Below are 11,845 nucleotides of genomic sequence, written 5' to 3'. Positions count from 1 at the left end.
GCCGTGCGAGGTCGCGGCCGATCAGCCGGGGAAGTTGCCGAGCTGAGAGTCGAGTGACTTCAGCAGCGGCACGAAGTGCTCCTCGTGCCGCACCGCCAGCGCCCGCTGGGCCTCCCGTACGGCGGCCAGGACCAGGTCGGCCAGGCCCTGGGCGTTGTCCGGGGTGGCCACGGCCGGGGTGATCCGCAGGTCGGTGAGTACGCCGTTGCTGTCGACCGTGGCCTTCACCGCGCCGCCCCCTGCCGTGCCCTGCACGGTCAGCGCGCTGAACTCCTCCTGGGCACGGGCCAGGTCCTGCTGGAGCTGCCGGGTGTTGTCGAGGAGTCTCTGAAGGCCGGGGCCGCCGTCGAGGTTCACGTCTGCGTTCCGATCGTATGAAGGCCGGACAGGGGGTGGGGCGCCGGCCCGGCGCCGGGTCAGCGCTTGCTCCACTTCTGGTTGTCGGTGCCGTAGCAGGTCCAGAGCTGGAGTTTTGTGCCGTTGGCGGTGCGTTTGTCGGTGATGTCCACGCACTTGCCGATCACGGTGTTCACCAGGTCGTGAGACTTGTTCACCTTGAACTTCTGGGCCCAGCCGCCATTGCACCGGGCGAGCTGGACGGGGGTGCCGCTGCCGTCGGAGGCGCCCGCCAGGTCCATGCAGAGGCCGTACATCCGGGCCGTGCCGTCGGAACGGAAGTCGATCTTCTGGGAGGAGCTGCCGTCGCAGTCCCAGATCTGCAGGCGGGTGCCGTCCTTGGCGGCCGGCGCGGAGATGCAGCGACCGCTGTCGTGGCTGTAGACGGAGACGCCCGGCGCCACGTCCTGATCCCGCTGGGTGCTGTTCTGCTGGGTCGTGTCGGTCGAATCGCCCGAGGACGAGCCACCGTTGGAGCCGCCCGAGGCCGAACCCGATCCGGAGGCGGGACGGGTGCCGGCCGGGGACGACGGCGGGTCCGCGGCTTCCGGCGGGTCCGCGACGTCGCCGCCGGTGCCCGCGGATCCCTTCGTGACCGGCAGGCCGTAGGAGCCGCCTCCGCCCGAACCGCCGGTGCCGGGCGCGGCAGCCCTGCCACCGTCCGACTTGCCCGGCGCGGACGCGGTGTTGTGCGGTGCGGGAGTCGAGGCGGCCGGTGAGACGACGTCGGCCGCTGCGGTCTTCTTCTTGTCGGCCGGGTCGGACGGGAGGTTGGCGACGGCGAAGACGACCAGGATCGCTACCGCGGTGAGGGCGCCTGCGGCGACCAGCCACTTCCACGGCCGGGGGCGTGGGTTGGTGCCTTGCGAGGACTTCGTCGTGCGCCGGACGAACGCGTCGGCGAAGCGCGAGGAGGCCCCGTCGAGGAGCGAGGGGTCCTGCGGCTTGGGCTGGGGAGGCACTCAGTCTCCTGTGAACTCGGAAACCACGGAGCGGTCATGGAAAGATGATGAGCCGACTGTCGCAGCGTAGCTTAGCGTTCCAAAGCCGCACGGTGCACACGGTGTGACGCGGTCTTCAGTCACTGGGCAAAACGCCCGTGCCCCGGGCCGGCGCCCCCTTCGGGCGCGTGGGCCGCCCGTGCACCCAGTGGGGCGAGCACAACGGTATTCAGCGAGTGTTGTGCCGTTTCGTCCCCGTGCGGTGCCATGGTGTCGGGTGGGTGATCCGCCGGACGGCTGATCACTCGGGTGCTTGCCGCCGCCGGGCGGGAGGTGTGGGCGTGTGCGCACCCGTGGACTCCCGTACCACCAGATGCGGTGTGAGCCTCTCGGAGCCGACCTCCTGACCCGCCATGCGCCGGATCAGCAGTTCGACCGCCCGGTGTCCCTGCTCGGCCATGGGGGAGTGGACGCTGGTGAGCGGGACGGGGAGTTCGGCGGCCAGGGGCGTGTCGTTGTAGCCGGCCAGCGCGAGGTCGCGTCCGAGGCGAAGCCCGAGGTCGCGGGCGGCACCCGCGGCTCCAATGGCCGCGAAGTCGTTCACGGCGAAAAGGGCCGTCGGCCGGTCGTGTGACGCGGACAGCAGACGGAGCGCGGCACGGCGTCCGCCGGCCGTGTCGAAGGCCGAGTGCACGACACGCCGGGCCGGCAGGGGCACTCCCGCGTCCCGGTAGTAGTCGACGAACCCCTGGGACCGGTCGGTTCCGGTGCTGGCGAAGGGTTCTCCGGCGATGACGCCGACGGAGGTGTGGCCCAGGCTGAGCAAGTGCTCCGCGACGAGCCGACCGCCCAGCCGGTCGTCGCACGTGACGGAGGTGTGGACGGCGTCGGTCCGGCGATTGACGAGGACGAAGGGCGTGGCGCGCAGGGCCGGCAGGGCGAGGGCCGCGCCGTCCAGGTGCGCGTCACCGATGACCAGGCCGTCCACGCGGCGGGCCAGCACCATGGCGATCCGCTCTCGCTGGAGGTCCGGATCGTCGTGTGTGTTCGTGACGAAGGCCGACAGTCCGTGTGCCGAAGCGGCCTGCTCGGCTCCTTCGTAGATCGTGGCCATCGCGATCTCGGACAGTCTCGGCACGAGGACACCGATGAGATTGCTCCGGCGGGTGCGCAGGCCCTTCGCCAACGGATTGGGCCGATACCCCAGTTCGTCCGCGAGTTCCCGGATGCGTCGCGCCGTGGTGCCCGACGCGGCGCGCGTGCCGTCGTCGCGCGACCCGTTGAGCACCCGCGAGACGGTCGACACGTGCAAGCCGAGCCGCTCGGCGATGCCCTGGAGCGTCACTGGACCTTCGCCCGTCATGACCGCACCCCGCCCTTCGTTCAATAGCCCACCCGTGCCTGCGGTGGAACCCATTGTCGCGCAGGCCCGTGAGGCACGGTCCGCCAAGGGGGAGGGAGTCTGCGCGCGCCGGCTGCCGAAGGCCGGACCGAAGCTACCCAAACGTTTGGCGCAAACGTTTGGGTAGCTGCATACTGACGTCGGCACAGACCTCAAATCCCATGACCCACTGATCAGTTGGGTCGGCTGCTCGACCAAGGAGCGAGATGGAGCGCGTGGAGTTCTCCGATCAGGTGCTGGCAGCGTTCCGGGAAGCGATCGCGGGAACCGGCTGGGGGGATGCGCGCTACAGCGTCGGGGGACGACGACGCGGTGGGTCCTGGTTCGCGCTGACCGTTGCGCTCGGCTTCGCGCTCGTCATCGGTGGCCTGACGACCTGGCTGATGGTCTCCTTGTGGCCCGAAGTGCCGTTGCAGGGCGTCATGGCCCTGTCGTTCGGCTACGTCATGACCCTCCTGACACTGTGGCTCGCGTGGGCCTGCCGACCCGGCCTCCAGCACCCGGCCACGTGGGTCGTGGTGTGGGAGGAAGGGCTCGCATGGCTTTCGGAGGGTGGTGTCCCCGTGGCCCTGGCCTGGGACGAGATCGCGGGCGCGTGGCACACCGTGACGTCGGTGCGGGATCAGTACGGCAAGGAGTTCAAGCGGACCCACAGGCTGGAGGTCCAGCCCGCAGCGGATCCGGGCCCCTTCGGCCGCCTCCGGCTCGAGCCCGAATTCCCCTACGTGGCGGAGATCGCCGCGTTCGTCACAGCCCGGGTCCACGCCCCCTGAGGACTTCCGGAGCGGCGGCCGCGAGTGTCCCGAGAGAGGGCCCTGCCCGGGCCGGATGCAGCGACCCCGGACTCCGTCCGGCGGGCCTCTGCAGCCGTCACACGCGGCGTTCAGCCTGGTTCGGGACGAGCACGCGTCACACGCTCCCGGTCCGAGTGCCGGCGATGTGATGGGGTCGGACCATGGTGAAGCGTGCACGGGTCCGCGCCCCCGAGCTGGTGGGCAAGGGTGGCTGGATCAACACCGGGGATCAGGAGCTGAGTCTGGCGGCGCTGCGCGCTCGGCGCACGGACAGGGCGCTCGGCGGCGCTGCTGTGACACCTCGCGCTCTCACACGCTGTTGGGGGACCGGCCCGCGCGGACAGCATCCTCTCAGCACCGCGAGAGAAGAGGCTTGTGATGGCCAGTGAGTTTCAGCGGACCAAGCTGCGGGACATGTTCAACGCCTTCGACGTGAACGGCGACGGCTGCCTGGAGGAGGCGGACTTCGCGGCCCTGACGACCCGGTGGAGCCGGCTGTCCCGCGTGCGGTCGGACGGCGAACTGGCCGCGCGGGTGGAGGACGTGTTGCTGGGATGGTGGCGCCATCACTCGGAGGCCGTCGACACGGACAACGACGGCAGGATCGACATGGACGACCTCCTCGCCATGGTCGACCGACTGCCCACCATGCGGGACGCGGTGGCCGCCACCGCCGACACGGTCTTCGACGCGGTGGACGAGAACGGTGACGGCCGCATCTCGAGAAACGAGCACCAGGGGCTGATCGACGTGTGGCACGGGCAGGGGATCGCGACCGGTGACGTGTTCGACCGTCTCGACCAGGATGCCGACGGTCACCTCAGCCGGTCCGAGTTCGCCGCGCTGTGGATCCAGTTCTGGATCAGTGACGACCCCGCCGATCCGGGCAACTACGTGTGCGGGCCCGTCGCGGGCCACTCCCTCCGCTGACCCGCGGCCCCGGTCGGCCGGGCAGGCGGCGGACGGCACCGACCGCCGCGGGTCAACCGTTCTCCGGAGCGATCAACCACGCCACCAGGGTGCGCCACCGCTCGGGCCGGTCGGTGTCGCGCGGGCCCACGAGATAGACCTCCTCGACTAGGTCCTGCGCGCGCAGGTCGTTGCGGGCCGCGAAGGAACCCACGGCGCCGTAGGTCAGGTCGAGGTCGTCGTGCCGTCCCTGATGGGTGGCGACCGCGGCCGTGCGCCTCGGCAGGTGCAGCTCGCGCACCGTGCCCGGCGCCCCCGGTGGCAGCGGTGCTTCGAAGGGAACGTAGACGGTGGCGCGGCCATGTCCTTCGGTGAACAGGGTGTGCTCGTACCGGCCGCCCGGTGGGAGGACGGAGCGCTCTCCGGCTGCCGCGTCCAAGTCCCGCATGGCTTCGTCGTACCAGTCGAGGCCTGCTCCCTCCGGCACGTCGAGGGACACCGCCAGGACGTGCCGAGCGGGGAGTTCCTCCAGCGCCACCGCCCGCTCCGCCTCCGGGTCGAGGAGTTCCCGGAGCGCTTCGACGGCCCGCTGGGTACGGCCGAGCCGGTCCTCGAGCCTGCGGAGGTGCGCCGCGACGACCTGCTGCGCGGTGCCGTCGTCCGGCCCGTCCGCGGACTCGGCGGCGAGGAACCGCCGCAGGTCCGCCAGCGGGAGGTCCAGGTCACGGAAGCGCCTGACGGTCAGCGCCGGGCGGATCTGCGCGGGGGAGTAGTAGCGGTAGCCGGTGTCCGGGTCGACCTCGGCGGGGACGAGCAGGTCCTGCTCGTGGTACCGGCGGAGCATGCGGATGCTCAGGTGCGTGATGCGGGAGAACTCCCCGATCGTGAGTCTGTCCGCCATGGTGCGCTCCTCCTCGTGGGCGGCCCGTCGTCCGGCCGCGCGGGGTCAGGGAGTGATGGTCAGCACGGTGATCTTCCCCCGTGCGTCGCGCTCGAAGGCGAAGCGGAGGGTGACCGGGCTGCCGGGGAAGTCCCCGGAGATCTGCGCGACGGCTCGGCAGGCGGTAGGAGTGCCGGCCACCTCCAGCAGGTCGTAGTCGACGTTCGGCGTCTCCTCGCGCCACCTTCGCACTTGCGCGAGCCCTCTCAGGCTGCGCCCGTCGTCGTGCACGGCGGCGTCGTCGTGGAACAGAGCGATGTAGTGCCCGTGGTCGGGACCCGTCGCCGCGGCGACGTACTCCTCGACGAAGGCACGGATGTCCTGCACGGCTGTCTCCCATGTCGTGAGGGTGAAGGTTCACACGGTGCGGATGGTGCCGCCGTCGACCACGAGCTCGGACCCGGTGATGCCGCCGGCACGGTCCGAGACCAGGAACGCGATCGTCTCGGCGACCTCTTCGGGCTCCGCGGGCCGTCCCAGCGGGATGCCGCCCAGTACCCGCATCAGCTCGCCGAGTGCCGCCTCGCGGGTGATGCCGTTCTCGCTCATCCGGCGGGCGAGTAGCCCCTCGGCGCCGTCGGTGCGGATGAAGCCGGGAGCGACCGAGTTGACCCGGACACCCGCCGGGGCCACCTCGTTGGCGAGCCCCTTGCTGTACGTGGTCAGCGCACTCTTGGCCGCGGCGTAGGCCAGGGTCGAGTCGTGCAGCGGCATCCGGCGCTGGATGGAGGTCACGTGCACGACCGCGCCCGAACCACGAGCCACCATGCCGGGGACGATCGCGCGGTCGAGCCGGACCGCGGGCAGAAGATTGAGTGACAGTTCCTGCGCCCACCGCTCGTCGTCGAGCGCCGCGTATCCACCGGCCGGAGAGCGGGAGCCGCCCACGACATGCACCAGGATGTCCGGCACGCCGACCAGCCCGGCCACGGCCTCGGACGACGCCTTGACGCCCTCGGGTGTGCTCAGGTCGGCGGGCACGAAGGCCACGTCCGCCGTCTCCGGAGCCGTGCGGGCGATGGAGACGACCCTCGCCCCCGCCTCCCGCAGCAGCCGTGCCGTCGCCAGCCCGGCTCCCTTGCTGCCGCCCGCCACCACGGCGACGCGTTCGTCGAGATCATTGCTGTTCATGTCCGCCAGCGTGGGCCCTCTCCCGGGGGGAGACTCAAGCCCGGCAGCGGCCTGCCTCCGGTCCCGTCGAGGCGTCGACACGCTCCCGGGTTCTGGTCGGGGCGTCAGGTAGTGGACTTCTCCCCGAGTTTCCGGGAGAACGCCGCAGCGGACTCACGCGACGCCTCACTCAGGGGCGGCTTGTCGCTGAACACGGACTGGAACAGGCGTATCTGATCTTCCGCTGTGGTCTGGGTGATGCCCCAGACGGTGCTGGTCGATTCGTTTTCGCTCTTCTGGCTCATGGCAGCGGACTGGGCGCGCTCCTCGGTGCTCAACCTCCGCCCCTGGTCCTGCGCTTGAAGCAGCAGGCTCGCCAGGATGTCCGCCTTCACGAAGCCGGCGGTGTCGAAGGCGTCGTGTCCGTACGTCGCCATGGCACCGCTGTCGACGTCCAGCATCGCCCGGACATCCGGTTGTCGCCGAAGAGCGCGGTCACGGGCGCCAGAGCCGGTTCGAGAACGAACGGTTTCCGTGTCGAGGCGGGCGACGGGGACGCTTTTGGCGCTTCCGCAGGCGCCTCGCCCGCCTTTGCCCGGGCCGAGGCGGCCGATGGGGACGGAGCTTTCGCCCGGGCGGACGGGGACGACTGACCGGAGTCGCTCCCGGTGATGGCATAGGTGCGAAGTTCGAGATCACCAGGCATCTCGACGGCGCGTCCCTTCCTGGTCGTCGACCGTTTCCTGTTCCGGACGGCGAGACGCACCTCACACCTTAGCGGCGTCACATATCAGGTCACGGATGGTCAAGAAGGGGTGTAACGGCGGAACAGTCATGAGCTGGGACCGACCGACTTACGCCCACGAAGGAGGTTCCACTGTCATGAGCGCACTCACCGACCTTCTGTCGGCCGACGGCATCCGGCTCGATGTAGAAGCGGAGGACTGGAGGTCCGCCGTTCGCGCGTCCGGGCAGGTGCTGGTCGACGAGGGCATCAGTACGGCCGAGTACACCGAGGCGATGGTACGGAACGTCGAGGAGAACGGCCCCTACATCGTCATCGCCCCGGGGTTCGCTCTGGCCCACACCCGTCCCTTCGAGGCGGTGCTGAAGACCGGCATGTCCTGGGTGAGGCTGGCCTCCCCCGTGGCCTTCGGTCACGAGACCAATGATCCGGTGCAACTCGTCGTGGGGCTGGCCGCCGTCGACTCCCAGGCGCACACGGCGGCGCTTGCGGCTCTGGCGAAGATACTCGCCGACGGCGACAACGTCCGCGCCCTTCAGCAGGCGACGAGCCCCGAGGAAGTGCTGCGGGTGCTCGAGGGTGAGCCCAGCGGCGCCGACGGCCAGACAGGCTCGCGGACTGCCGCGGCCAAGGAGGCTCCTCCGGCCCCTTCGGAGCACAAGATCCTCACCGTCTGCGGCAACGGCGTGGGAACCAGTCTGTTCCTGAAGAACACCCTGGAGCAGGTGCTCGACCGCTGGGGCTGGTCCCGTCAGGTGTCGGTGGAGGCCACCGACACCATCTCCGCCAAGGGGAAGGCGTCGGAAGCCGTCGCCATCCTCACCTCTCAGGAGATAGCCAGAACGCTGGGTGACGTCGGCATCCCCGTGAAGGTCGTCCGCGATTTCAGCAGCACCACCGAGGTCGACGCCGTCCTGCGCGACACCTACGACGTGTGACGAGAGAGAACCTGTCATGGACTGGGTCATAGACATAGCGAAGTTTCTCGTCAACGAGATACTCAGCCAGCCCGCCTACCTGATCGGCATCATCACCGCGGTGGGGCTGGCCGCTCTGAAGAAGTCCGTCGGGCAGACGGTCGGCGGTGCCATCAAGGCCACCCTGGGCCTGCTGCTGGTCGGGGCAGGCGCGGGGCTGGTCAGCTCGTCCCTGGATCCGCTGGGCCGGATGATCCAGGGCACCACCGGCACCCACGGGGTGATTCCGACCAACGAGGCCATCGTCGGCATCGCGCAGAGCGAGTTCGGTGCCCGGGTCGCCTGGCTGATGATCCTCGGATTCCTGGTCAGCCTGGCGCTGGCCCGGTTCACGCCGCTGCGCTACGTGTTCCTCACCGGCCACCACATGCTGTTCATGGCGACGCTGCTGACCATCGTCATGGCCACCGCCGGACAGGGCTCGGTCGCGGTGGTGCTCGGCGGCGGCGTGCTCCTGGGCATCCTGCTGGTCGCCCTCCCGGCCTTCGCACATCCCTGGACGAAGAAGGTCACCGGCAACGACACGTTGGCCATCGGCCACTTCGGCACCGCCGGCTACATCGTGTCAGGCGCCACGGGGCAGCTCGTGGGCAAGAACAGCCGCAGCACTGAGGAGATGAAGCTGCCCGAGGGGCTGCGCTTCCTGCGTGACTCCATGGTCGCCACCGCTCTGTCGATGGTCCTCATCTACCTGGTGATGTCCCTGCTGTTCCTGTCCAAGGTCGGCCAGGACGCGGCGTTCAAGGCGTTCGCCGGAAGCGGCGGTGACCCTGCGGCCAACGTGGGCAACTACATCATGCAGTCGGTGATGCAGGGCCTGCAGTTCGGTATCGGCGTCGCGGTCATCCTGTTCGGTGTCCGCACCATCCTCGGTGAACTGGTGCCCGCCTTCCAGGGCATCGCCAGCCGAGTGGTGCCCGGTGCCAAGCCGGCCCTGGACGCCCCGATCGTCTTCCCGTACGCGCAGAACGCCGTACTGATCGGGTTCATCTTCAGCTTCCTGGGCGGCCTGACGGGTCTGGCGGCGCTCATCTGGGTGTTCAACCCGGCATTCGGGCTGGCGCTGGTGCTGCCCGGCCTCGTGCCGCACTTCTTCACCGGTGGCGCGGCCGGTGTCTACGGCAACGCCACCGGCGGACGTCGCGGCGCCGCGGTGGGCTCCTTCCTCAACGGTCTGCTGATCACGTTCCTGCCGGCGATCCTGCTCAAGGCGCTCGGCTCGTTCGGAGAGGCCAACACGACCTTCGGCGACGCCGACTTCGGCTGGTTCGGTGCCGTGCTCGGCAGCATCGGCAAGCTCGACGGAACCGTGGGTCTGATCGGCATGCTGATCTTCGGTCTGATCATCCTGGCCGGTGCCTGGATCATGCAGACGAAGGTCGTGGACCGCGGCTGGATCCCGGGCGGTGGCATCACCGCCGCCCCCGCGGAAGCGGCCGCCGTCGTTCCCGCGCAGGCTGCGGGGACGGCGACGTACGCGAAGATCGCCCCACCACGCGGCGCTCCCACCCCACCGCCCGCTCCCTGAGCGGTCGTTGTCGCTCCGGCGGGCGGCGGTCGTACTCGGCGGACAGTCAGCTCTGCCGGCTCCGGGAACGCGGGACGGCCAGCCGCGTGTCAGCGGCTGGCCGTCGAGCAATGCGATGTGGTGTGACGTATCCGGCGCCCTTCGGACCGCAAGCGGCGCCTCGGACACGTCGAGCGGATGGTCTCCAGCCGCTGAGTAACCCCATTACTCATCGTTTCGCCCGTCGGGCGGCCGGGGGCTCTCCCGGCCGACCGCCCGACGGTGCTCTGTGTGAGCGTCGGACACTCAGGCGGTGGCCTGTGCCGCCTCGTTGATGAGGCGCGCGACATCGCCGGGACGCGAGACGCTGACCGCGTGCGAGGAGGTGAGGCTCATGACCGTGGCCTTCGCGCGTTCAGCCATGAAGATCTGGGTCTGCGCCGGGATGTTGCGGTCCTCGGTGGCCACGAGAACCCACGAGGCAATGTCCTTCCACGCCGCGGCCGAGGCGCCCTCCCCCAGCGCGGCATCGGTCACGGGCCGCTGGATGGCTGCCATGACCGCGGTGGTCTCCGCGGGGACGTCAGCGGCGAACTGCTGATGGAACGCGCTCTGCTCGATGTAGAGGTCCGCGGCCTGGCTTCCGTCGAGCAGCGTGACAGGCACCGGGCGGAGCACGTCCGCGAGTGTGCTGCCGGGGAACTTGCCGGACAGTGTGACGGCGCTCTCGCCCACTTCGGGCAGGAAGGCCGCGGCGAAGACGAGCGCCCTGACGTTGTCCAGTCCCTTCGCGGCGACGCTCATGACCGAGCCGCCGTAGGAGTGGCCCGCCAGGACCACGGGGCCGTCAATGCCGGCCACGAGTTCCCTCACGTACGCGGCGTCGCTGGTCAGGCCGCGCAGCGGATTGCTTGCGGACACCACCTTGTAGTCATGGGACTGGAGCCATTCCACCACGCCGTTCCAACTGGACGAGTCCGCGAAGGCGCCGTGGACGAGTACGACGGTGGGCTTCCCTGATGTCATCGGATTGACCTTTCCATTGTCCGCGCGAGGACCGTGTCACTCATGGCACGACCTCTCGGGTAAATGTTCCGGAATATCCTCTTCACTCCATGAGACCGCACGGAGGTGTGATGTGTGACGCACCCCGCTACCGGAGATGTCCGCGGGCACACGGCCGCCACTGGGAGCCTGGATCCTCGCGCGTTGGATACACCGTCGCAGCCGGAGGTTGAGCGCCCGGCCGGCCACGTCCGGCCCGGTCTGCCTGATGGCCGAGCGACTCCGCCGACCCCTTCCTCTACGAGTGGCGGCTCAAGCGCCGCGGTGTCCGCAGTGGGGAAGAACGCCGCACGGATGGCGTCCGTACCACTGGACACGCCGCTGTCTCGGGCCGTCAAAGGTGTTGCTGTGCCGGCCGCGCCCTCCGGCACCTCGAGACTCGGCGGGACCTTGTCACAGACGAGGCCCTTGATCGGTCCGTACAGTGACTCCGAGTAGGACAGGTGACACCGTGCGTTTGACTCTCCTGGTTTCCCGTGCGTCAGGGATGGCGCGCGCGGCACACCGAGCTGCGATGGCTCTCCGCGTGACTGTGAGGGGCCGGGCACCGCGCTCGGAAGCCTCGGTCGGCAGCATCACACCGGGACCGGGTTGGCAGCACGTGGGCGGTCCCTTCCTCAGCCGGGCACAGTGTGTCACCGCGCTGGCGGCCTACCGAGCCCACGACCCGGGAGGCGACTACCGGTACGGCACGGACGGCGAGGGCACCTGGAACGTGTATCTCAAGGCGCTTCCGACGTACGGGCCGGACGGCACCGGCACCACGTCGAGCGGGCGGGGCCGGCCGGCCCTGCGGATCGTCCGTCCCGAAGAGCACTGACCGACGGCCGCGACGGTTCCGGGCCCGCAGCCCACTCCCTCCGGCCGGTCCGCCCCCGGGGCCACGGAACCGCCACGGCCGGCCCGCCCCGGGGCCACGGATCCGCCAGGGGGCCTCACGCATCGGCCCACGGCATTCCAAGGGCGCCGCAGGAGGACGCAGGGTGTGCACTGGGAGAAGGAAAGGGCGGAGGCCGGACTCACCCACCCCCCGAGCGACCGCTTCGCCCGCACGACAGC

Annotated in this window: 13 protein-coding genes; 5 read left to right on the top strand and 8 right to left on the bottom strand. The window is 69.9% G+C overall.

The genetic code is table 11. The features are described from left to right. Positions 1-21 precede the first annotated feature (21 nt). The 3 genes from ACZ6IM_RS36630 to ACZ6IM_RS36620 form a co-directional block, all read right to left on the bottom strand. Positions 22-357 carry a YbaB/EbfC family nucleoid-associated protein gene (locus ACZ6IM_RS36630; RefSeq protein ID WP_361468058.1) on the bottom strand — a complete coding sequence of 112 codons (336 nt, stop codon included), beginning with the start codon at positions 355-357 and terminating at the stop codon, positions 22-24. A 59-nt stretch (positions 358-416) separates the two neighbouring features. Then, entirely contained in the window at positions 417-1,358 is a 942-nt protein-coding gene (locus tag ACZ6IM_RS36625) for a ricin-type beta-trefoil lectin domain protein (protein WP_402678063.1), read from the bottom strand. 280 nt (positions 1,359-1,638) lie between these two features. Then, positions 1,639-2,700 carry a LacI family DNA-binding transcriptional regulator gene (locus tag ACZ6IM_RS36620; protein WP_469562826.1) on the bottom strand — a complete coding sequence of 354 codons (1,062 nt, stop codon included), beginning with the start codon at positions 2,698-2,700 and terminating at the stop codon, positions 1,639-1,641. Positions 2,701-2,945: 245 nt separating this feature from the next. Here ACZ6IM_RS36620 and ACZ6IM_RS36615 point away from each other — a divergent pair, with 245 nt between their 5' ends. Together ACZ6IM_RS36615 and ACZ6IM_RS36610 are read left to right on the top strand one after the other, a co-directional pair. After that, positions 2,946-3,512 carry a hypothetical protein gene (locus ACZ6IM_RS36615; protein WP_402678064.1) on the top strand — a complete coding sequence of 189 codons (567 nt, stop codon included), beginning with the start codon at positions 2,946-2,948 and terminating at the stop codon, positions 3,510-3,512. A gap of 399 nt (positions 3,513-3,911) precedes the next feature. After that, entirely contained in the window at positions 3,912-4,463 is a 552-nt protein-coding gene (locus ACZ6IM_RS36610; protein WP_469562823.1) for an EF-hand domain-containing protein, read from the top strand. A gap of 52 nt (positions 4,464-4,515) precedes the next feature. Here ACZ6IM_RS36610 and ACZ6IM_RS36605 read toward each other — a convergent pair whose 3' ends face one another. From ACZ6IM_RS36605 to ACZ6IM_RS36590, 4 genes are all read right to left on the bottom strand, one after another. Continuing rightward, positions 4,516-5,343 carry a MerR family transcriptional regulator gene (locus ACZ6IM_RS36605; protein WP_469562820.1) on the bottom strand — a complete coding sequence of 276 codons (828 nt, stop codon included), beginning with the start codon at positions 5,341-5,343 and terminating at the stop codon, positions 4,516-4,518. Between the two features lie 45 nt (positions 5,344-5,388). After that, positions 5,389-5,709 (bottom strand): nuclear transport factor 2 family protein, encoded by a 321-nt coding sequence (locus ACZ6IM_RS36600; RefSeq protein ID WP_402678066.1) that lies wholly within the window; start codon positions 5,707-5,709, stop codon positions 5,389-5,391. A gap of 30 nt (positions 5,710-5,739) precedes the next feature. Continuing rightward, a complete protein-coding gene (locus ACZ6IM_RS36595) occupies positions 5,740-6,513 on the bottom strand; it encodes an SDR family oxidoreductase (RefSeq protein ID WP_402678067.1) in 774 nt (257 codons plus the stop codon). 104 nt (positions 6,514-6,617) lie between these two features. Beyond that, the gene (locus tag ACZ6IM_RS36590; protein ID WP_402678068.1) at positions 6,618-6,953 is read right to left on the bottom strand and encodes a hypothetical protein; all 336 of its coding nucleotides are present in this window, start codon (positions 6,951-6,953) and stop codon (positions 6,618-6,620) included. Between the two features lie 421 nt (positions 6,954-7,374). On the opposite strand from ACZ6IM_RS36590, the gene ACZ6IM_RS36585 reads away from it, so the two are divergent. Further along, entirely contained in the window at positions 7,375-8,175 is an 801-nt protein-coding gene (locus tag ACZ6IM_RS36585; RefSeq protein WP_469562815.1) for a PTS sugar transporter subunit IIA, read from the top strand. A gap of 16 nt (positions 8,176-8,191) precedes the next feature. Beyond that, entirely contained in the window at positions 8,192-9,742 is a 1,551-nt protein-coding gene (locus ACZ6IM_RS36580) for a PTS ascorbate transporter subunit IIC (protein WP_469562812.1), read from the top strand. Positions 9,743-10,027: 285 nt separating this feature from the next. On the opposite strand, the gene ACZ6IM_RS36575 is transcribed toward ACZ6IM_RS36580, so the two are convergent. Next, positions 10,028-10,747, bottom strand: a complete 720-nt coding sequence (locus tag ACZ6IM_RS36575) for an alpha/beta fold hydrolase (RefSeq protein WP_402678071.1) — start codon at positions 10,745-10,747, stop codon at positions 10,028-10,030. Positions 10,748-11,387: 640 nt separating this feature from the next. Between ACZ6IM_RS36575 and ACZ6IM_RS36570 the strand changes: the two genes are divergently transcribed. Beyond that, positions 11,388-11,606, top strand: coding sequence for a hypothetical protein (locus ACZ6IM_RS36570; protein WP_402678072.1), 219 nt, complete (start codon positions 11,388-11,390; stop codon positions 11,604-11,606). Positions 11,607-11,845 lie beyond the last annotated feature (239 nt).

It is taken from the genome of Streptomyces sp. NPDC042336, assembly GCF_055581985.1.
This window is presented reverse-complemented; position numbering and strand designations above follow the sequence as displayed.